General features: G+C 42.7%; 16 protein-coding genes. 13 read left to right on the forward strand and 3 right to left on the reverse strand.

Features of this window, described 5'->3' with window-relative positions; genetic code table 11:
- The first annotated feature begins 61 nt into the window (after positions 1-61).
- The 5 genes from CXM95_RS08170 (at position 62) to pheT (ending at position 11,564) form a co-directional block, all read left to right on the forward strand.
- Positions 62-3,679 carry a PD-(D/E)XK nuclease family protein gene (locus CXM95_RS08170; RefSeq protein ID WP_008381921.1) on the forward strand — a complete coding sequence of 1,206 codons (3,618 nt, stop codon included), beginning with the start codon at positions 62-64 and terminating at the stop codon, positions 3,677-3,679.
- Positions 3,672-7,349 carry a helicase-exonuclease AddAB subunit AddA gene (addA, locus tag CXM95_RS08175; RefSeq protein WP_101698977.1) on the forward strand — a complete coding sequence of 1,226 codons (3,678 nt, stop codon included), beginning with the start codon at positions 3,672-3,674 and terminating at the stop codon, positions 7,347-7,349. Before CXM95_RS08170 ends, addA begins: the two co-directional genes overlap by 8 nt.
- Before the next feature lie 67 nt (positions 7,350-7,416).
- Positions 7,417-7,737, forward strand: coding sequence for a winged helix-turn-helix transcriptional regulator (locus tag CXM95_RS08180; RefSeq protein ID WP_005226192.1), 321 nt, complete (start codon positions 7,417-7,419; stop codon positions 7,735-7,737).
- 359 nt (positions 7,738-8,096) lie between these two features.
- Entirely contained in the window at positions 8,097-9,143 is a 1,047-nt protein-coding gene (pheS, locus tag CXM95_RS08185) for a phenylalanine--tRNA ligase subunit alpha (protein WP_086299471.1), read from the forward strand.
- Positions 9,144-11,564 (forward strand): phenylalanine--tRNA ligase subunit beta, encoded by a 2,421-nt coding sequence (gene pheT, locus CXM95_RS08190; RefSeq protein WP_086299470.1) that lies wholly within the window; start codon positions 9,144-9,146, stop codon positions 11,562-11,564. It begins immediately after the preceding gene.
- Positions 11,565-11,965: 401 nt separating this feature from the next.
- Here the strand turns inward: pheT and trpS are convergent, their stop codons facing one another.
- Entirely contained in the window at positions 11,966-12,973 is a 1,008-nt protein-coding gene (gene trpS, locus CXM95_RS08200; protein WP_086299469.1) for a tryptophan--tRNA ligase, read from the reverse strand.
- Between the two features lie 267 nt (positions 12,974-13,240).
- Here trpS and CXM95_RS08205 point away from each other — a divergent pair, with 267 nt between their 5' ends.
- The 8 genes from CXM95_RS08205 (at position 13,241) to cbpB (ending at position 19,660) form a co-directional block, all read left to right on the forward strand.
- Positions 13,241-13,978 (forward strand): amino acid ABC transporter ATP-binding protein, encoded by a 738-nt coding sequence (locus CXM95_RS08205; protein WP_008381909.1) that lies wholly within the window; start codon positions 13,241-13,243, stop codon positions 13,976-13,978.
- An 18-nt stretch (positions 13,979-13,996) separates the two neighbouring features.
- Entirely contained in the window at positions 13,997-14,806 is an 810-nt protein-coding gene (locus tag CXM95_RS08210; protein ID WP_086299467.1) for a transporter substrate-binding domain-containing protein, read from the forward strand.
- An 11-nt stretch (positions 14,807-14,817) separates the two neighbouring features.
- Positions 14,818-15,465, forward strand: a complete 648-nt coding sequence (locus CXM95_RS08215; protein WP_005226186.1) for an amino acid ABC transporter permease — start codon at positions 14,818-14,820, stop codon at positions 15,463-15,465.
- 17 nt (positions 15,466-15,482) lie between these two features.
- Positions 15,483-16,139 (forward strand): amino acid ABC transporter permease, encoded by a 657-nt coding sequence (locus CXM95_RS08220; RefSeq protein ID WP_005236107.1) that lies wholly within the window; start codon positions 15,483-15,485, stop codon positions 16,137-16,139.
- Positions 16,140-16,369: 230 nt separating this feature from the next.
- A complete protein-coding gene (gene racE, locus CXM95_RS08225) occupies positions 16,370-17,185 on the forward strand; it encodes a glutamate racemase (RefSeq protein WP_008381904.1) in 816 nt (271 codons plus the stop codon).
- Positions 17,186-18,538, forward strand: a complete 1,353-nt coding sequence (rph, locus tag CXM95_RS08230; protein WP_061054088.1) for a ribonuclease PH — start codon at positions 17,186-17,188, stop codon at positions 18,536-18,538.
- Positions 18,535-19,047: a metallophosphoesterase gene (locus CXM95_RS08235; RefSeq protein ID WP_086299466.1), complete on the forward strand. Its 513-nt coding sequence runs from the start codon at positions 18,535-18,537 to the stop codon at positions 19,045-19,047. The genes rph and CXM95_RS08235 overlap by 4 nt, the downstream gene beginning before the upstream one ends.
- Before the next feature lie 109 nt (positions 19,048-19,156).
- Positions 19,157-19,660 carry a cyclic-di-AMP-binding protein CbpB gene (gene cbpB / locus CXM95_RS08240; RefSeq protein WP_005226181.1) on the forward strand — a complete coding sequence of 168 codons (504 nt, stop codon included), beginning with the start codon at positions 19,157-19,159 and terminating at the stop codon, positions 19,658-19,660.
- A 34-nt stretch (positions 19,661-19,694) separates the two neighbouring features.
- Here the strand turns inward: cbpB and CXM95_RS08245 are convergent, their stop codons facing one another.
- Positions 19,695-20,612: a mechanosensitive ion channel family protein gene (locus tag CXM95_RS08245; RefSeq protein WP_005236101.1), complete on the reverse strand. Its 918-nt coding sequence runs from the start codon at positions 20,610-20,612 to the stop codon at positions 19,695-19,697.
- Between the two features lie 147 nt (positions 20,613-20,759).
- Complete coding sequence (fabI, locus tag CXM95_RS08250; RefSeq protein ID WP_086299465.1) at positions 20,760-21,515, reverse strand: enoyl-ACP reductase FabI; 756 nt, start codon at positions 21,513-21,515, stop codon at positions 20,760-20,762.
- Positions 21,516-21,656: the final 141 nt, after the last annotated feature.

The raw sequence follows: 21,656 nt of genomic DNA on the forward strand, positions 1-21,656 counted from the left end.
AGCGTGTCGCTGATTTTTTAGTGGATTTTTTTAAAAGACGATGGAGAGAAGGAGTCCTTTCATGAGTTTACGATTTATTCTTGGCGATGGCCGTTGTCGTCATGATCAAGCAGTGATAGAAAATGCAAAAAGCTGGTTAGAAAAAGACCATCAAGAAGTATTTTTCCTGGTACCTAACTACAACAAATTTGAACGAGAGCGCGAGATCCTTCAATTACTGAAAGAGGATCGCGTAGAAGATTTTGCTTCTATTCGCGCGCAAGTGTATAGTTTTCACCGTTTGGCTTGGTTTTATCTGCAGCAAACCGGCTTGCTTTCTCAAAATGCCATCACTGAAAATGGTGCCTCCATGATCATGCGTAAGCTGCTTTTGGAACTAGAAGAAGAACTCGTCTTATACCGTGGTGAGATCAACAAAGCGGGTTTTATCCAACAATTGTTGGCTTTCTATCAAGAAATGCATACAAGTCGATTGGGGATCGAAGATTTATTAGCAGGTGGTGCTGCACCAAGCGCAACCCAAGACGAAGAAAAAAAATACAGTGAATTAGCGATAATTTTTCAACGATTTGAACAAGAACTTCTAGAGCGTGCCTTGCAAGTCGAACAACCGATCACCTTACTGACACGCTTTCTGGAAGGTTCCTTGCTGGGTGATTCCTCGGTGGATCATGCAATGCCAACCACTGTTTCTTTGAACAAAGCGCCAGATCTTTCCCACGCCTTATTTATTATCAGCGGTTTCTCCGCTTTTTCAACACAAGAGCAACAGTTGATTCAAGTACTGATGAAGAGAAGTCATGTAGTGATTGATCTTATTTTGGATCGCGGGTACCCACAAGAGATGCCCACGCCATTGAATTTATTTTACGAAGCAGGACGGACCTATTATCAGTTGATCAGTTCTGCTCGTGACAATCAAGTGAACATTTACTTAGATCAGAAACTTTCCGTCAACCAAGAGGTGGACAAAGAAGACGAGGGATCGATCCCGCAGGCATACAAGGAAGTAGAAACTTTTTGGCGGCAGACCCAATCACAAGCCAATTATCATCAGCAGACGTCCGTCAAAGACTTCTTGGCTGTCTGGAAAGTTGGGAATCCCGAAGAAGAGATTCGTCAAATCGCAGCGTCGATCCGCGGGATGATGAGTGATAAGAAACGGTACCCAACATTACGGTATCGTGATATCCAATTACTGATCGCCGAACCAGAAGTCTATCATCAGTATATTCCTAAAATTTTTACTGAGTTTGAGATTCCTTTTTATATCGATGAAGAGCAGATGATGGCGCAACATCCATTGGTTGAGTTTTTGAATGCTTTTTTTGCTTGTCAATCCTATGGCTTTCGCTTAAATGATATTTTACGGTTGCTTAGAACGGAACTTTACTTACCGGCAGCCTATCGCTCCGAAGCAGATTGGCTTGTTGGGCGTGACCAGTTTCGTAAGTTGGTGGATATTACCGAGAACAAAGCGCTGGCTCATGATTTCCAAGGAGCGAGTTGGACGAGAAACGAAGATTGGGAACTGATCGAGTATTTACAATCGGAAGAAGAAGCAGTGGACAAAGTGGATTTGACGGCGTACACCAATCAGCTTCGCAGGGCTTTCAAGCAAGATGTCGTGGATACACTCGATTGGCTGACAGCAGCTAGAACAAATCGAGATGCCGTAGAACTGCTGTATCGCTTTTTACTGAATGCGGGTGTCGAGCAACAGCTGAGGCATTGGCGAGACCAGGCAATCCAACAAGGAAAATTAGATCAAGCCCGCAATCATGAACAAGCATGGCAAGCTTTAATGGATCTGCTGGATGAGTATGCCACGATCTATGGAGATGAGCCCTTTGATTTTGCGCTCTTTGAAGATGTCTTATTGACTGGCTTAGAAAATGTCACATTCGGAAAGATCCCAACAGCGATCGACCAAGTCAACATCAACCGCCTTGATTTGGCGCGTCCGAAACAAGCGAAGATCACATTTGCACCGGGATTGAATGAAACGGCTTTGCCAAGAAAAATGGAAAATAAAACATTGTTGACGAATGAAGAACGTCAGCATTTCAATCAGTTATTCAATGGTGAGAAATACCTTAGAGACACAGTGGTGGAAGGCAGTGTCAAAGAACCATTTGCCTTTTATTCTGTCTTGCTTTCAGCGACAGAGCACTTATCACTGTCCTATGCCGTTAATTTTGATACACAGCAAAACATCAAGATGTCGCCTTATTTAGACCGCGTGGTCAAGCATTTGGATGTACCACTGCAAGAGCGGGGGATCTTGACGCTAGTCAGTGACCCGAGAGACTATGTTGGCAGTTATCGTGGCCTGATCTACCAAATCAATAATCTCAGTCAGCAAGCGCAAAAAAACAAAGAGAATTTGCCTCGAGTGTGGGAGCAACTGAAACAAGCGCTGTTACGTTCGGAATGGACAGATTTAGCTGCCCAAGTATTTGAAAGCCAAACCCATCAAAATATTCCGATTCCTTTGTCTCAAGCACAAGCTGCGGCGCTATATGGCCCGTCGATCTACAGCTCCATTTCTCAGATGGAGACGTTCTATCAGTGTGAATACAAGTATTTCGTCAGCTACGGATTACGGTTAAAAGAACGGGAAGTTTATGGCTTAAATCCAGCAATGACCGGTGAGTTTTTCCATGATGCGTTGGACCGCTTTGTCAAAGTCCTAATTGCTGAAAATATTTCCTTGACCCAGTTAACTGCTGACCAACGCGTGCAATTTGTGGAAGTCGTTTTGCAGGAAATTTTTGGCGAAAGCCGTTATCGCTTACTGACGAGTTCTGCTCGGATGAATTTTATTCGGTATCAATTAGGCAAGACGATTCAGCGAGTAGCGTGGGCATTAGCGAAACAAGGACAAAAAATGCATTTTAGTCCTGAAAAGACGGAGGTGCTATTCGGCCAGATCGCTGGCTCAAATGGGATCAACGGGATCGAATTACCATTAAGTTCTGGCGGGAAACTACATGTGCGGGGGAAGATTGATCGTGTCGATACGGCGAAAACGGAAGAAGAACAATGGCTTTCCGTTGTTGACTATAAATCTAGCAGCCGAGATTTTGACCTTTCTGAAGCCTACTACGGACTTGCGATGCAGTTGATCACGTATCTCGACGTCGCATTGACGGATGCTGTCCAACTGGTTGGTTCGCCAAAGGTTCGACCAGCGGGGGCATATTATCTGCATGTGCATAATCCGCTTTTGGACGGACAAGAAGCCAGTGAAGAAGAACGTTTAAAACGTTTCAAGTATGACGGGTTGTTTATTGACGAACCGGCTGTTTTCCCGTTACTCGATGAGGAAGTTGAAGCCAGCAAAAATTCGCCGGTATTTCCTGTTCGGAAAGACAAAAACGGCAATTATCAAAAAACAACACAGGCGAAAAACAAGTTTTATACAGAAGAAGAGCTTGAACTATTAAGAAAACACAATCGGAAAAATATGCAACAAAGTGGTGAGAAGCTGTTGAGCGGTGAAATCGCCTTAAACCCGTCTTATAAATTAAAAGACAAAAAAAGGGCGTGTGAGTTTTGTCCGTTTCGCAGCATCTGTGACTTTGATGTATTATTGAAAGAAAATGAGTACCACCGTTTAGAAAACTTATCTAAAGATGAGATTATCCATCGCTTAAGGGAGGAAGAAGATGAGTAAGATCCCTTTAAAACCGCAAAATGAAACCTTTACGGATACCCAATGGCAAGCCATTTTTGATAAAGGGGATAATATCCTCGTTTCCGCTTCAGCGGGTTCAGGTAAAACCACCGTTTTGGTTCGGCGAGTGATTGAAAAGCTAAAAGCAGGAACGACGATCGATTCTTTACTGATCGTGACCTTTACCGAAGCAGCTGCTCGAGAAATGAAAGAACGGATTCAAGCGGCATTGCAGCAGGCCATCAATCAAGAAAGTGACGAGCAAAAGCGCCAGCACTTCGTCCGTCAGCTGCAGCTATTGCCGACAGCTAACATTTCTACCTTGCATGCGTTTTGTTTAACTGTGATTCGGCGTTTTTATTATTTGATCGATTTAGATCCAAATTTCCGCATGATGACTGATGAAACCGAAATTTTATTGATGAAAGAAGAAATCTGGACACAGCTGAGAGATCAACAATATGAAGCCAATGATGAAGCGTTCTTTCGTTTGACGGAAAATTTTTCTAGTGATCGTTCCGATGAAGGCGTCGGGGATCTGATCCTGTCTCTTTATGACTTTGCCCGAGCAAATCCGGATCCAGTAAACTGGTTAGCTCATCTAAGTGATCACTATATCGGCAAAGAAACCTTTGCTGAAAATACCCTGTACCAATCGCAAATCAAGCCGACTTTGCAAGAAAACTTGAAGACAGCGGCGCATTTGCTGCAGGCGGCGCAAGACTATGCCCGTTCTGATGAAGCGATGGAAAAAGCGGCACTATTGATCGATACCGAATTAGGAATGGTGGAAACCTTAAAGGCTCTGCTTGATTCAGACGATGTTGATGGCTTCTATGAGCAAATCCAAGTGTTGCGTTTTGCTCGCTACCCAGCTTTTCGCAAACCAGAACAAAAGGAACTCTCTCAAGAAATTAAACCTTTGCGAGATGATGCGAAAAAATTGGTTGAGCAATTGAAAGCGGCCTTTCCATACCCACCGGCTGAAATGATGGAGCTGCTTCATCGGTCCGCACCTGTCGTTGAAAAAATGGCAGCTATGACCGAAGCGTTTATGAAAGCATTCCAAGAAAGGAAACTTTCAAAAGGCCGTTTAGACTTTAATGATTTGGAACATTTCACCTTGCAGATTTTACAAGGAGACGGTAGTGGAAGTGAAGCGTCGACCTATTATCGTGATCGCTTTGAAGAAGTTTTAGTCGATGAATATCAAGACGTCAATCGGCTGCAAGAGGCAATTTTATATTGGGTGAGACAAGTCGATCATAACCCCGGCAATATGTTTATGGTGGGGGATGTAAAGCAGTCGATCTATTCGTTTCGACTAGCAGATCCGACGCTATTTATCGAAAAATACTTGGCATTTGAAACGGAGAATGGTGGGCGGAGAATCGTCTTAGCAGAAAATTTCCGTTCTCGCTCCGACGTATTGGATTTTACGAATCTAGTTTTTCAACAGCTGATGGATGAACGGGTTGGACAAATCCCTTATGATGAGGCGGCAGCCTTGATTACCGGTTTTCCTCATTTTCCAGAAAGCGACGCCTTTGCCACAGAGCTCTTGTTATATGAAAAAGAGCATGAATCCGAAGAACAATTGATCGATGACAAAACAGAGGGTGAAATGCAGATTACTGCATTGAAGATTCGAGAGTTGATTGAATCAAAATTCATGATCTATGACAAAAAAGCCAAAACAAATCGACCAATCACTTACAACGATATCGTCTTATTGACCCCTACACGTAAAAACAATCTTGTCATTTTAGATGTCTTTAAGCAGTTTGGGATTCCGATGGCGGTCAATGATGCTCAAAACTATTTTCAGGCAACGGAAATCCAAACCGTCGTTTCTTTGCTGCAAATCATTGACAATCCGTACCAAGATATCCCCCTTGTGGCGGTCTTGCGTTCGCCAATCGTCGGCCTAACAGAAGATCAATTGGCTGAGATCCGTTTAGCGAATCGTTCCAGCGACTACTATGATGCAGTATTGGATTATCATGTTCAACAAGAAGAGTCACCCTTGTGGCAAACGTTGGATGGGTTTTTAGCCAAACTAAATCAATGGCGCGAAGAAGCACGCAGATTACCGATCCCAACCTTATTATGGCAAATCTATGAAGATACTGCTTACTTGGATTATGTTGTGGGACTTCCTGCAGGACAGCAGCGTTATGCAAATTTAGTGGCATTGATCCACAGAGCTGAAAAATACGAAAAGAGCAGTTTCCGTGGTTTGTACCAATTCATTCGCTTCATCGAAAAAATGCAAGAAAAAAACAAAGATTTGGCGGAGCCTGTGGCTACTCCTGTAGAAGATGCCGTTCGAGTGATGACCGTTCATGCAAGTAAAGGCTTGGAATTCCCTGTTGTGTTCTTACTGGATACAACAAAATTCTTTAACTACCAAGATTTTCAAAAGCGCTATATCTTTGAAGAACAGCTGGGGGCTGGGATCCAATATGTGAATCCAGCAGAAAACCTTAAATTTGAGACACTGCCGTTTCAAGCCATCAAGCAAGTTCGTTTGAAAAAAGCCTTGTCAGAAGAAATGCGAAAATTATACGTAGCATTGACACGAGCAGAGCAGAAGCTTTTTTTAGTGGGCTCCTATAAAAATCAAGCGGATGCCTTTAAGACTTGGCAATCTGGCCTGACACAAGCCGAGATGGTTCTTGATCCTGCATTACGGCTTGTTGCCCGGGGGAGCTTGATGGATTGGGTCGGACGGACCCTGATGCGCCATCCAGATATGGAAGCAGTATTCTCTGAAGCGTCAGAGCGCAAGCGGACGATCGATCATCCTGCTCATTTTCGTCTGTCATGGTGGAATCAAGAAACGATCACGCAACAAGTCCAAGAGACCCTTGTGCCAGTCGAGGAGTCTAAACGATTGCTTGCGCCAGATAGCAATATCGATGATCTTTTGAAACGCCTAGCATATCGCTATCCTTATCAAAAAGCGACCCAAACGACTAGTTATCAATCTGTATCAGAATTGAAAAGACTCTATAACGATCCCGATGATCAACAGACCACTTTGTTGGAATGGCGGTCGGTTTCCGAGAAGACGAATCCTCAGCAATATCGCTACGTACAGGATGAATTGGCGAAACCGAAATTTCTGCAAGAAACGAAGCCTCTCGCCAGCAGTATCGGGACAGCAACACATACGGTTTTGCAAATGATCCCATTAGGAATGACGCCAACACAAGATACTTTGGAGCTCCTGATTGCTGAACTCGTGAAAAAGCAATTTTTTTCTGAAGAAATCGCCAAAAAAATTGACCGATCGAGCATTTTGTGGTTTTATCAAACTGAACTAGGTGAACTGCTGAACCGATCCTCTGATGTGGTGAAGCGGGAGCAGCCGTTTTCGATGCTAAAAGAGGCTGATACGATCTTTGAAGGGTTTGACGAACCAGATGCGCCGCTTTTGATCCATGGTATTATCGACGGCTATATTGAATTGGCGGATGAAATCATTTTATATGACTTTAAAACAGATGATGTTTTCGGCAGTCAGGCTCAGATTGAAAAGAAAATGCGCGAACGATATTATGGTCAATTGAAACTCTACTGCCAAGCATTGGAGAAAGCATTGAACAAATCAGTGAAACAGACCTATTTAGTGCTGTTAAAACCTAAAATGATCGTGGCATTCTAGCTGATCGATCCTAGTTTCTTACAATTCGTAAGTCATATGCTATAATAGGTAAAAGAGGTGATGGAGAATGATAAAAGTAGAATCGGATTACGCCCTTTGTCCTAAATTTGAAAAAGCTTTTTCTATTTTAGGCAAAAAGTGGAACGGCTTGATCATTGATGTCCTTCTTGAAGACGGCAAACAAAGATTTGTTGAGTTAGCAAACAAGATTCCTCAAGTGAGTGATCGGGTGTTAGTCGAACGCTTGAAAGAATTAGAGCGGGAAGAAATTGTCTGCAAAGAAAACAATCTTTACTGCTTGACGCCAAGAGGTATTGCTCTTGAAAAGAGTATGATGAGTGTGAAGCGTTGGGCAGAAACCTGGGTGCGTGAGGAAGAATGCAGTTGATTTCTCACCGGAAATTAGGTAAACTAAGCTTAAATGAATAGATAAAAAGCGTTGATAGAAACTAGTAATTTGGCTGAATCAGAAAAAGGGAGACTTGTCACAGACTGAAAGCAAGTCCTGTATTCGAAAAATGAATTTCACTTCTGGAGCTTGCTGATTACAGTCAGTCGGCAGTTTTGCTGTCGTTAGCCGAAGTGAGTGCGCGGTTTTTTTCGCGAATGAGGATGGTAACACGAGACGTCGTTCCTTTTTTTAAGGGATGATGTCTTTTTTTGTCTTTATACGAATGATACTCACTTTATTCAGTCAATCCAGTCTTTTTATTCTTACACTATTCACAGCATAGAAGGAGGAAATACATGTCTTTACAAGAGAAATTAGAAGCATTGAAGGAAACGACATTGCTTAAAATCAAAGAAAGTCCAACCATGAATGACTTAAATCAGATTCGAGTGGAAGTGCTTGGAAAAAAAGGTCCCATAACAGAAGTTCTGCGGGGAGTGAAAGATCTTTCTGCGGAAGAACGGCCGAAGGTGGGGAGCTATGCCAACGAGATTCGTGATATCTTGACAGAAGCGATTGAAGAAGCCAAGACGTCTATCGAAGCAGCAAACTTGGAAAAAGCTCTTGCTGAAGAATCCATCGACGTGACGTTGCCTGGTAAAAAGATGGACCGAGGAACACGCCATGTGCTAACGCAAATCATGGAAGAAATCGAAGATATCTTTGTTGGTATGGGCTACCAAGTAGTCGAAGGTTACGAAGTGGAAAAAGATCATTACAACTTCGAACGGATGAATCTGCCAAAGGATCATCCAGCCAGAGACATGCAAGATACTTTTTATATTTCAGAGGAAGTGCTGATTCGAACCCATACGTCACCAGTGCAAGCGAGAACAATGGAGACTCATGATTTTTCTAAAGGGCCGCTGCGGATGATCTCACCCGGGAAAGTTTTCCGTCGTGACACAGATGATGCGACCCATAGCCACCAATTCCATCAAATTGAAGGTTTGGTAATCGATAAGAATATTACGATGGGTGACTTAAAAGGAACCTTAGAAGTCATGATGCAAAAAATGTTTGGGGAAGATCGCCAAATTCGCTTGCGACCAAGCTATTTCCCTTTCACAGAACCATCGGTCGAAGTCGATGTCAGCTGCTTCAAGTGCGGTGGTGCCGGTTGTAATGTTTGTAAACAAACTGGCTGGATCGAGATCCTCGGTGCTGGAATGGTGCATCCTAACGTCTTAGAAATGTCAGGGATCGATCCAACCCAATATTCAGGATTTGCTTTTGGTTTAGGTCCTGATCGAGTGGCAATGCTGCGCTACGGCGTGAACGACATTCGCCAATTCTATCAAAATGATGTGCGTTTCATTCGCCAGTTCAAGGGGGAACAATAAATGTTAGTATCATACAAATGGTTAAATGAATACCTTGATCTGTCTGAGATCACACCCAAAGAGCTGGCGGATAAAATGTCAGTGACGGGGATCGAAGTCGAAGGTATTGACGTGCCTGAAGAGGGTTTAAAAAAAATCGTTGTCGGAGAAGTGACCGACTGCCGACCACATCCAGATTCTGATCATCTATCAATTTGCCAAGTAAATATTGGCGAGGATGAAGACTCACAGATCGTTTGTGGTGCGCCGAATGTCAAAAGCGGCATCAAAGTCATCGTGGCATTACCAGGCTCTCGAATCGCGGGCAACGTAAAAATCAAAAAGGGCAAGATGCGGGGAGAAGTTTCCAACGGCATGATTTGTTCGTTGCAAGAGTTGGGATATGCAGATAGCGTGATTCCCAAAGAATACGCAGAAGGAATCTATTATTTACCAGCAGAAGCAGAAGTAGGAACACCAGTTTTTCCTTATCTTGATATGGATGATCACATTATCGAATTATCGATCACTCCGAATCGTGCGGATGCGTTGAGCATGCGGGGGGTTGCTTATGAAGTCGGTGCAATCTATCGGCAAACACCGAAGTTTCCTGAAATTGCGCTTACCGAAAGTGAAGTAGCTGCTGCCGATAAAATTCAGGTGAAGGTCACTGAAGTAACGGATGCACCCGCCTACCAAATTCGAATCATTGATGGCGTAACGATCGCCCCAAGTCCACAATGGCTGCAAAATCGCTTGATGAATGAAGGCATTCGTCCAATCAATAATGTCGTGGACGTGACGAATTATATCTTACTGTTATTTGGTCAACCATTGCATGCTTTTGATTATCAAAAGCTAGACAGCAAGGAAATACTGGTACGTCGCGGCAAAGAAAATGAAAGCCTGGTTACCTTAGATGGAGAAACTCGTCAGCTTTCCCCAGAAGACATCGTTATCACCAACGGAACGACACCCGTTGCGCTCGCAGGCGTCATGGGAGGTCTTGATTCTGAAATCACGGAAACGACGACCACAGTCGCTTTAGAAGCGGCCTTGTTCGATCCATTAGCGATTCGTTTGACTTCGAAAAAATTCAATTTAAGAAGCGAATCATCCGCTCGTTTTGAAAAAGGGATCAACCAAGCAACGGTTGCAAAAGCTTGTGATGCAGCAGCAGCACTGATTGCGGAACTTGCTGGCGGAACGGTCTTGAAAGAGGCAGTAATAGGTTCCCAAGTAGCAGTAGAACCTGTGGAGGTTGCGATTACTTTAGCACGGATCAATAGCTATTTAGGCACAGAAATCACTGATGAAGAAGTGCAAGAAATCTTTGATGCATTAGGCTTTGGTCATCGTCAAGAAGCAGACAGCTATATTGTTTCAGTCCCACCTCGTCGTTGGGATATTACGATCGAAGCAGATATCATTGAAGAAGTGGCGCGTATTTACGGTTATGATCGTTTGCCATCGACTTTACCGCAAGGAGAAACGGTTGCCGGTCATTTAACCAAAGCGCAACGTCTGACTAGAGAAGTTCGGACTCTTTTGGAAGGCAACGGGGTCAGTGAAGCCATCAGCTATGCTTTGACAACGGAAGAGAAGGCGCAACAATTTACGGATAAATCGAGCCAAGTGACTCGATTGGATTGGCCAATGACCGAAGAGCGTGCCGTCTTGCGCTTGAATCTGATTTCAGGTTTGTTAGACGACGTTGCGTACAATTTGGCACGTAAAAACAATCGTGTTGCTTTATATGAAATTGGTCGCGTCTTCTATCAAACGGGCGACAGTAAACACGAACTGCCAACAGAAGTCAATCACTTAGGGCTAGCATTGACGGGAAATATCCATGAGAAAGACTGGCAAACCCAAGCTCAAAAAGTTGATTTCTTCCATTTGAAAGGCATTTTAGAAAATCTTTTTGATTCGTTGGCATTAACCGACCGTATTCGTTATCAAAAAACGGCAGCTATCAAAGAGATGCATCCTGGGCGTACGGCAAGGATCTTGCTAGATGACCTAGAAATCGGCTTCTTGGGACAAGTCCACCCATCGATCACCAAAGCCTACGAAGTGAGTGAAACCTATGTTGCTGAATTGAACTTAGATCAGTTGTTAGCAGCTAAAACAGAACAATTGGTCTATCAACCAGTTTCTAAGTTCCCATCAGTGACCCGAGATATGGCACTCTTGCTCGATGAAACGATCGATAACCAATCCGTGATGGAAATCATTCGTGAAAGTGCAGGTCGCTTCTTAAGTGATATTCGTTTATTCGATGTTTATCAAGGGAAAAACATTGAAGCAGGTAAAAAATCTCTAGGGTACAGTCTGACCTTTAGCAATCCGGAAGCTACCCTGACGGATGAAGAGATCAATCAAGCAATAGCGAAAATTACTCGTAACTTAGAAGAAAACGTTCAAGCAGAAATCCGCTAATCAAATAAGTAGAAAAACGTTCTCCACCATACAAAGAAGTTGGGTGGGGAACGTTTTCTACTATTATAATAGATGCTCAGATGACACAAGAATGTTAGGAGTTGAGTGAAAGCCGTAAAAGATTTCTCTATAGAAGGCAATCCAGTTTTTTTGGTACAACCTTTTTTAAACACTGGCTAGGCTGAAAAAATACATTTTCTAATCAGCGTTTTATGAAGTTATTTTTTAGGACAGCTCTCTTGGTTATTGCGCAAGAAACAGCATCAAATCAAAATACACAAAGTGTCAGTCTGGGGAGGAAGTGTTCTCGTGAAATCTAACACAGAGTTTGTACATATGTTTTGCATGAAAGAATTCATTCCGATTTGTAAACAAAAAAACAAGCCGTAAAGGCTTGTTTTTTAAGCAAAGTAATTGATGCCCATTGAATTTTTGACTTCAGCTAACGTCTGAGCGGCAACTTGTTCAGCTTTTTCACTACCAAGTTTTAGTAAGTTCATCACTTCACCGGGATCTTTGGCAAAAGCTTCACGGCGCTCACGAATGGGTGCAAATTCGGCTTCCAGAACATCAATCAAATAGCGTTTGATTTTGACATCGCCTAATCCACCACGGGTGTAATGTTCTTTTAATTCAGCAATTTTTTCTTTTTCGGTACCAAATACATCAAGATAAGTGAAGACCATATTGCCTTCAACTTGTCCGGGGTCGTTGACATGAATGTGATTTGGGTCCGTGTACATGCTCATCACTTTCTTTTGTAATACATCGGCTGGATCAGCTAAGTAAATACCGTTGTTCAATGATTTGCTCATTTTCCCGTTCCCATCGATCCCCGCTAAACGTCCCATGCCTTTTGGCGGTAAAACCGCTTTTGGTTCGACTAATACTTCACTATACGTAGAATTAAAACTATGCACGATTTCTTGCGTTTGTTCCAGCATTGGTTTTTGATCTTCGCCGACTGGGACTAAATTTGCTTTAAAAGCGGTGATATCCGCTGCTTGAGAGACAGGATAGATGAAGAAACCAGAAGGAACGCCTTCACCAAATTTTTTTTGTTCAATTTCGGCTTTAACGGTTGGATTGCGTCGTACTCGAGCAACACTGACTAGATTGAGATAATACATCGTCAATTCAGAGAGCTGAGGGATTTGCGATTGAATAAACATCGTTGTTTTTGCTGGATCCAATCCAACGGCTAAATAATCCAAAGCAACTTCTAAAATATTCGCTGAGACCTTTTCAGGTGTTTTCGCATTATCTGTTAGTGCCTGCATGTCAGCGACCATGATATAAAGCTGATTTTCAGGGTCAGCTTGCATTTCGACCCGTTTTTTTAAAGACCCCACATAATGGCCAAGATGCAATTTGCCAGTTGGGCGGTCGCCAGTTAAAATCGTATTCACTTTTTTTCCACCTTTTCCTTTGTTATATGGTTTATCTTACCTTTTTTTAGCAAAAGAAACAACCGGTTCTCCTTGTGATCTGATGGGGTGAGAAAAATTTTCATGGACAAAAACCTCACATCAAAGTAAAATAGCACTTGTCTTTTCAGAAATAAGGGGGGAACATTGGAAAAGAACCTTTACAAATGAAAAAAGATTGAGCTATAATATGAATCAAATCTTTCCAATTACTCATTTAATTTTAAAAAAAGCTAGGAGTGTGAATCAATGGCAATGATCGAATTTAAGAACGTAGAGAAATATTACGGAAAGTTCCATGCATTAAAAAACATCAACCTTGAATTTGAAAAAGGTGAGGTCGTTGTTGTTATCGGGCCTTCAGGATCTGGTAAAAGTACAATGCTCCGTACGATTAATGGTCTAGAAACCATTTCAGGTGGTCAATTATTGGTCAATGGTAAGAACTTGTTTGACAAAGATGTCAAAATGACAGAAATTAGAAAAAACATCGGCATGGTGTTTCAACATTTCAACTTGTATCCAAATAAAACCGTGTTAGAAAATATTACGTTGGCACCGATTAAAGTATTAAAACAAAATGAGCAAGAAGCCATCAATTTGGCGGAAAAACTTCTTGATCGGGTAGGGATGTTAGATAAAAAAGATTCCTATCCTTCCATGTTATCCGGCGGACAACAGCAGCGGGTCGCAATTGCCAGAGGGCTTGCGATGAAACCAGAGATGCTGCTTTTTGATGAGCCAACGTCAGCATTGGATCCAGAAATGATTGGTGATGTATTGGATGTCATGAAGAAAATTGCCAGTGAAGGTATGTCCATGATCGTTGTTACCCATGAAATGAGCTTTGCCCGTGAAGTAGCAGATCGAATCGTCTTTATGGCGGAAGGACAAGTCTTAGAAGACCGGCGCGATGTTGATGGATTCTTTGATGCACCCAGAGACGAACGTGCAAAACAATTCTTGAGTAAAGTCACAAATCATTAAGCAATAGGAGGAACCCTTATGAGAAAGAAAATATTTTCCTTTCTAGTCTTAGCCTTTGCCCTTGTGACTTTCTCAGGTTGTAAAGGACAAAGTGCCGCAGATATCGATATTTTAGAAAACAGCAAAGAGACGAATCAGATCGTTTGGGGCGTAAAAAACGATACCCGTCTTTTTGGATTGATGGATATCGCGACTAGAGAAGTACGGGGATTCGATATTGATATCGCTCGTGCAATCACTGAGAAAATTTTAGGTCGTGATGGCAATGCCATCTTTGTTGAAGTTACCTCAAAAACCCGGATTCCTCTTTTGAAAAACGGCAACATCGATGCAATCATCGCCACGATGACTATCACGGAAGAACGTAAAAAACAGGTCGATTTTTCCGATGTCTACTTTGATGCAGGTCAATCTTTATTAGTTGCCAAAGACAGTCTTATTCAAGGGATCGAAGATTTGACCGCAGACACCACTGTATTGGTCGTTAAAGGCTCTACCTCAGCTGTGAACATCCGTGAAGCAGCACCAGAAGCGCAAATTTTAGAACTTGAGAATTATGCGGAAGCCTTTACTGCTTTACAATCTGGTCAAGGGGATGCTATGACCACGGATAATGCGATCTTATTAGGGATGGCGAGTGAAAATCCCAATTACCATTTAGTTGGCGAAACTTTTACAGAAGAACCTTATGGGATTGCCATCAATAAAGGACAAAAGCCGTTTCTTGATGCAGTGAATCAAGCCTTGCGGGAAATGCGTGAAGATGGAACCTATGATGAGATATACAACAAGTGGTTCCCTGAAGACGAATCAGGAAAAGTAGAGTAGGAGGAAACTGAATGGTTGAATTATTTCAAACGTATACCGGTCAGTTTATTGAAGGCTTTAAATACACAGTCATGGCGAGTTTGATCGCACTGTTTTTTAGTCTTTTGATCGGAACCTTAATGGCAATTTTTCAGTTGTCAGACAATCGCCTCATCAAAGGGATTGCCAAAGCGTATGTTGAGTTTTTTAGAAATATTCCCTTATTGATCATCGTGATGTTCTTTTATGTCGTTGTGCCAATGTATTGGGTTTCTTTTGACGGTTTTCAAGCGGGAACGATTGGCTTAACGATCTATACATCGGCATTTATCGCTGAGACGATCCGGTCAGGGATTCAAACGGTTCCTAAAGGCCAGATGGAAGCTTCCTTGTCTTCTGGTTTTACGTACAGCCAAGCGATGCGTTACATTATTTTGCCTCAGGCTTTTAAGATCGTCGTACCGCCGTTAGGCAATCAATTTATCAATCTTGTTAAAAACTCATCAATTTTGGCGATGGTCGCAGGATTAGATATTATGTATCAAGGGGATTTGATCGCAAGTGAGACCTTCAATACATTCGATACGTATATCATTGTTGGTCTTTTCTATTTGATCATTACCCTACCATTGTCTTATTTGATGGTTTACTTGGAACGGCGTTGGGCTGTCCGCTCATAGAAAGGAGCTAACGAACTATGGATTTTTTTGAAGCTTTTTCAGCGATTAACATTCGCTTCTTGATCGATGGCTTGCGGGTAACAGTTGAAGTGTCGATCCTATCGATTTTATTTAGCTTTATTATCGGAGGGATCGCCGGCATTTTGCGCTTCAGCTCGATCCCGGTCTTTTCTAAAGTATTAGGTGTCGTGATCGATGTTATTCGTAACTTGCCTTTGCTCTTGATCATCTTTTTCACTTACTTTGCATTGCCGCAGATCGGTATCCGCTTTAATATTTTTTGGTCAGCGGTTGTGGCGTTGACGATTTTTGAATCAGCGATGCTCTCTGAAATCTTTCGTGCTGGTTTGAATGCTGTGCCAAAAGGGCAGATGGAAGCTGGTTTGTCAACAGGGCTAAGCTATGTCGAAGTATTGCGGAGTATCGTCGTGCCACAGGCATTTAAAGCGATGTTGCCAGCGATCGTCAGTCAGTTGATCTCTTTGATCAAAGATACGTCATTAGCCGTGATTATTTCTTTACCAGAGCTGACTCATCATGCTCGAATCATTTATGGTCAAAATACAAACTATGTTTTGCCTATGTTTTTGGCAATGACTGTTTTATACTTTTTGGTTTGTTATGCATTGTCATTGCTTTCTGGCTTTTTGGAAAAACGTCAGTACGATTACTAAAAAGAATAATCGACAAAAACATCCCCACGATCGGTCTTTTACCCATGCAAGTGCAACTTGTGGGTTGTGAGCCAATCGTTGGGGCTTTTTTCTTTTTGACCGTTTCGTATTTTTTGGGAAAGCTTTTTTAGCAAACGAAAGGAATACTTGAAAAATAGACAAAAAAAGTCCAAAATGAATAAGAGAGAAAAACGCACCAAACTCTTTTTTTCATGTAAAGGATGGAAACTATGACAAACAACAGACCAATTGGTTTTATCGATTCTGGTGTTGGTGGGTTGACGGTCGTCAAAGAAGCAATCAAGCAATTACCCAACGAATCGATTCTTTATCTGGGAGATACAGCCAGATGCCCGTATGGTCCGAGACCTGCTGAGCAAGTTATCGCGTATACGTGGCAAATGACCCGTTTTTTATTAGAAAAAAACATTAAAATGTTGGTGATCGCTTGTAATACAGCGACAGCGGTCGCCCTTGAAGAAATCAAAGAAAAACTAGCGATCCCGGTGATTGGCGTGATCCTGCCCGGTAGTCGAGCAGCAGTCAAAGCAAGCAAAAACCAGCGAATCGGTGTCATCGGAACAAATGGAACGATCAAAAGCGACTCTTACAAGCGCGCTCTTCATGGCAAAGCGCCCCATGCGTCAGTCGTCAGTTTGGCTTGCCCAAAGTTTGTGCCGATCGTAGAAAGCAAACAATACCATAGCTCGGTCGCCAAGAAAATCGTGGCAGAAACGTTGCGTCCATTGAAAAACAAGCGGTTAGATACAGTGATTCTGGGCTGTACTCATTATCCTTTATTGCGCCCTTTGATCCAAAATGAATTAGGCGCCCATATCCAGCTGATTGATTCAGGGGCAGAAACGGTGGGGGAAGTCAGTACCTTGTTGGACTATTTTTCCATTGCAGCAACGAGTCAGGACGATCCGCATCCGCAACATGCATTTTTTACTACTGGTTCACCGAAAATATTTGATGAGATTGCCAATGATTGGCTTGATTTAGACACGATCTCATCGATTCACACTGATTTAGGAGGCTTTTAAATGCGACATGATGGCAGAAAAGAAACAATGTTAAGACCAGTCAACATTCAAACCAACGTCTACAAACACCCCGAAGGATCGGTTGTGATCTCTTTTGGTGACACAACCGTGATTTGTTCGGCAACGATTGAAGATCGGGTCCCTCCGTTTTTACGAGATACGGGAAAAGGCTGGGTCACAGCCGAATACAGTATGCTCCCACGAGCGACCAACACTCGTAATCGTCGAGAAAGTGCCAAAGGCAAGCTTTCTGGTCGTACGATGGAGATCCAACGGCTGATCGCTCGTTCCTTACGAGCCGTAGTCGATTTAGAAAAATTAGGGGAACGTAGTATCGTCGTCGATTGTGATGTCGTCCAAGCGGATGGCGGTACCAGAACAGCCAGTATTACCGGCGCTTTTGTCGCGTTGCGTTTAGCTATCGATACCTTGTTGCGTGACAAAGCATTGACGGAAGATCCAATCAAGGAGCATTTGGCAGCAATTAGTGTCGGGATCTTACCAGATGGTACCTGTGTGACTGATCTCGATTATCAAGAAGATTCTTCAGCTGCTGTTGACATGAATTTGGTGATGACGGAATCTGGTCGATTTGTCGAATTGCAAGGAACTGGGGAAGAAGCAACCTTTGATGGCCAGCAGTTGAATGAGATGCTGATCTACGGAAAAACAGCTATCGAAGAATTGATTGCCTATCAAAAAGAGGCACTGTTTTTACCAGATGAACCCCCTTATGAGATTCCCGAAAAAACGATTGTCATTGCTACAGGCAATCCAGGAAAAGCCAAGGAGTTTAAAGCCGTATTTGGCGCAGCAGGTTACGATGTCCGCACCTTAAAAGACTATCCTTCCTTGCCAGATGTTGAAGAAACCGGCACCACCTTTGAAGAAAATGCCCGCCTTAAAGCGGAAACCATCGCCAGAATTTTGGGAAGACCGGTGTTAGCTGATGACTCAGGACTGAAAGTCGATGCATTAGGGGGTCGACCAGGGGTGTACTCTGCTCGATTTGCTGGTGAGCAAAAAAGTGACGCTGCCAATAATGCAAAATTACTTTACGAATTGACGGATGTCGAAGATGACAAGCGCAGTGCTCAATTTCACTGTACGTTAGTTTTCGCAGCGCCAGGAAAAGATAGTTTGGTGGTTGAAGCTCAATGGCCGGGAAGAATCGGCCGTATCCCTCGTGGAGAAAATGGGTTCGGTTACGATCCATTGTTTATTCCTGATGGTTCAGAGCAAAGCGCAGCCCAAATGAGTCAAGAAGAAAAGAACCGAGTGAGCCACCGTGGTCTAGCAATCAAAAAGCTGCAGGAACAGTGGCAGGAGTGGTTAGAAGGAGAAAATGTATGAAATATTTAGTTGTCAGTGACAATCATTCAGATCGTGAGATTCTTGATGATCTTAAAAATGAATTCGAAAATCAAGTCGATTTATTCCTGCACTGTGGGGACTCCGAACTACCTGACACAGACCCTTTGTGGGATACTTTTCAAGTCGTTTGCGGCAATTGCGATTATGGCGGTGGTTTTCCCAATGAGCGTATCATCAAAACGCCGCTGGACACCATCTATATGACTCATGGCCACTTAGCAGATGTCCGTTTTGGTGTAACGAAATTAGGGCTGCAAGCGCAACAAGCCGATGCCTCGGTCGCACTGTTTGGTCACACGCATCAAATTGCTTGTGAGAAAGTCGGGAATCGACTTTTCCTGAATCCCGGCAGTATTTCCCAACCGCGAGGGCAAATTCAAATCAAAAGCTTTGCGATTATCGAAAGTACGCCAGAACAATGGGCAATCCAATACTATGATCGTTCCTTTCATAAAGTCCCTGAGCTAGCTTTTGTTTTCACACGCTAAGTAAGCGGAATCAAAAAGTAAAAATTTCATTATAATTTTGCAGGTTTCTACTTTCTATTCTCATTTTCAAGTAAAATAGAAGAGTAGCTGTGAAATGGAGGCAATTAGATTGATAGGACAGACCGTAGAAAAAATATTACTCGAGAACCAAGAAAATTTCTTGGTGCCGGCAGAAAATGTGGCATCGGTATTTTATAACCACCCTTTGAGTCACGCATTGCTTGTTTTATCAAAAGTGGGCTATTCAAAGATCCCTGTACTAGATAGTGAGGACCATTTAGTCGGCTTAATCAGCCTCTCAAACATCGTAGAACGCATGATGGATCTCACTGGCTTCAGTATGGAAAATATTGAAGGGCTGACTGTGGCAGATGTCATGGAAGTCAATGTGAATTGCATCAAAGAAAACGATGAGTTGGAAAGTATGCTGCATTTGTTAGTAGATCAAGCATTCTTGCCGATCGTTGATGATGACAATGTCTTTGTTGGGATTATCACCCGCAAAGAGATTTTAAAATCCGTCAATCATTTGGCGCACGAAATTGAAAGACGCTATTTGCTGATTTCTAAAGAAGATGCCCCAAAGATGACAGATGAACTGCATGTGGTATAGAAAAAAGGTTATCCCAGCTTCGGGATAACCTTTTTTAAATACCGACGATCGGCGCATTGGGGATCGTATAGCCTTTGGCAGTTAAAGCATCGATCGATGCGGCCAAAAATTCCTCTTTGATTTTCCATTGCGTACCGTTGGTCACATACATGGTCGTACGAATTGCAAAGTTGTTGTTCCCCAGATCCACTAAACCGAAGACCGTAGGGGCCGTTTGAATCTCTTCTTCATGCTGCTGAGCAATCTGTTCATTGACTTCTTCAATGATGGCACGTATTTCATCTAAGCCTTCAGATGGTAAGATTCGTACGTCGACCACGACTTGCATATTGGCTCTTGATGTATTACTGATGGTCGTGATGTTACGATTTGGGATATAATGAACGGTTCCATCAACGGATTTTAATTGAACAGTCCGAATACCGACTGCCGTCACCGTACCTTCAAGCGTCAGATTGGTCAAGCGGACGTAATCACCAACATTGATTTGTTGCTCGGTAATAATAAAGAAGCCAGTAATCAAGTCGTTCATAAAACCTTGGGCGCCTAAACCAAGGGCGACACCGACGACTCCGGCACCGGCTAGTAGCGAGCCTACAGGTACGCCGATGGTTGAAAGGAGTGCATAGACAAAAAAGAAGCCTAATGTGTAATGAACCGTATTGCGGATCAGGGTATGGATCGTGTTGATTCGACTCACATTGAAACTGGCTTTTTTTTCATAGGAACGATAGATCCGATCGATGATCATATTGCTTATTTTCAATAAAATACCGAATAGGATACATAAAAAAAGCAACATCAATGCTTTTTGAATCAGTAGGCCAATGATCGATTCCCAGTCGATGGACGCCCACCATTTTTGCAATGCATTGAGCTGAGCAGCTGCTGGTTCAGTAATGCTGGAACCACTTGAATCGGTCGTGCTAGCTGCGAGTAGCAGTTGTTTCATAAAATCCCTCCAAGTCTTACTGCATCTATTTTAACGAAGATAAAATAGAAATGCAAAGGAGGTTTTCTGAAATACCTGTTTTTTTCAGAAAAAGCCTGCTCAGCCAACGGGTAGGCAAATAGCAGACTTTTCTATGACAATTATTGATTAAGATAAATGAACGCCTTTATCAACAAAAATCACTTCGCCGACAATCCCGCTTGATAAAGGACTGATCAAGAAGGCACAAGCATTGCCGACTTCTTCGATCGTTACACCAATATGATCTGGTGTTCGATCCTCTGACAATTGGATCAGTTTTTGATAGTCTTTTACACCAGTTACTGCCAGCGTCTTGATGGCGCCAGCTGAAATCGCATTGACACGGATCTTTTGCGGTGAAAGTTCGGCAGCTAAATAGCGAACACTTGATTCCAAAGCAGCTTTCGCAATACCCATCATGTTGTAGTTTGGTACTGCCCGTTCGGCACCTAAGTAGGAAAGGGTAACGATTCCAGCATTTTCAGCTAAGATTGGTTTGGCATATTTAGTGACGGCAATCAATGAATAACTGCTGATGTCTTGCGCCAAAGCATAACCGTCACGAGAAATATTCAAAATGTCGCCAGAAAGATCTTCTTTATTAGCATAAGCGACGGCATGGACGACACCATGGATCTCTCCAGCATATTCTTTGATTGTATCAAAGGCGGCAGCAATGCTTTCGTCATTAGCGACGTCACACTCCACTACAAATTCATCAGATTCCAATAAGCGCTCTAAAGGCTTCTTCATGCGGTCGTTTTGATACGTGTAGATCACTTCGGCTCCTTGTGCTTTTAATGCTTGTGCACAGCCCCAAGCGATACTGCGTTTGTTGGCAACGCCCATGACGACAACTTTTTTACCGGTTAAAAAACTCATAATTCCACTCCTTAATAAATTCAACAATAATAAAATACGTATAATGACAAATAGTAAATCAAACTATCTTGATTTCTAATTATTAAGCATAATTGTTTGATTGTCAAACTATTTTTTTCTTAATAAATATTTAGTTGCGAA

The organism is Enterococcus sp. CR-Ec1 (assembly GCF_002850555.1).
Classification (GTDB): domain Bacteria; phylum Bacillota; class Bacilli; order Lactobacillales; family Enterococcaceae; genus Enterococcus_D; species Enterococcus_D entomosocium.

Excerpts from the sequence above, each read along its gene's own strand:
- CXM95_RS08170 (WP_008381921.1), top strand. The coding sequence starts at position 62 with ATGAGTTTACGATTTATTCTTGGCGATGGCCGTTGTCGTCATGATCAA.
- addA (WP_101698977.1), top strand. The coding sequence starts at position 3,672 with ATGAGTAAGATCCCTTTAAAACCGCAAAATGAAACCTTTACGGATACC.
- CXM95_RS08180 (WP_005226192.1), top strand. The coding sequence starts at position 7,417 with ATGATAAAAGTAGAATCGGATTACGCCCTTTGTCCTAAATTTGAAAAA.
- pheS (WP_086299471.1), top strand. The coding sequence starts at position 8,097 with ATGTCTTTACAAGAGAAATTAGAAGCATTGAAGGAAACGACATTGCTT.
- pheT (WP_086299470.1), top strand. The coding sequence starts at position 9,144 with ATGTTAGTATCATACAAATGGTTAAATGAATACCTTGATCTGTCTGAG.
- CXM95_RS08205 (WP_008381909.1), top strand. The coding sequence starts at position 13,241 with ATGGCAATGATCGAATTTAAGAACGTAGAGAAATATTACGGAAAGTTC.
- CXM95_RS08210 (WP_086299467.1), top strand. The coding sequence starts at position 13,997 with ATGAGAAAGAAAATATTTTCCTTTCTAGTCTTAGCCTTTGCCCTTGTG.
- CXM95_RS08215 (WP_005226186.1), top strand. The coding sequence starts at position 14,818 with ATGGTTGAATTATTTCAAACGTATACCGGTCAGTTTATTGAAGGCTTT.
- CXM95_RS08220 (WP_005236107.1), top strand. The coding sequence starts at position 15,483 with ATGGATTTTTTTGAAGCTTTTTCAGCGATTAACATTCGCTTCTTGATC.
- racE (WP_008381904.1), top strand. The coding sequence starts at position 16,370 with ATGACAAACAACAGACCAATTGGTTTTATCGATTCTGGTGTTGGTGGG.
- rph (WP_061054088.1), top strand. The coding sequence starts at position 17,186 with ATGCGACATGATGGCAGAAAAGAAACAATGTTAAGACCAGTCAACATT.
- CXM95_RS08235 (WP_086299466.1), top strand. The coding sequence starts at position 18,535 with ATGAAATATTTAGTTGTCAGTGACAATCATTCAGATCGTGAGATTCTT.
- CXM95_RS08245 (WP_005236101.1), bottom strand. The coding sequence starts at position 20,612 with ATGAAACAACTGCTACTCGCAGCTAGCACGACCGATTCAAGTGGTTCC.
- fabI (WP_086299465.1), bottom strand. The coding sequence starts at position 21,515 with ATGAGTTTTTTAACCGGTAAAAAAGTTGTCGTCATGGGCGTTGCCAAC.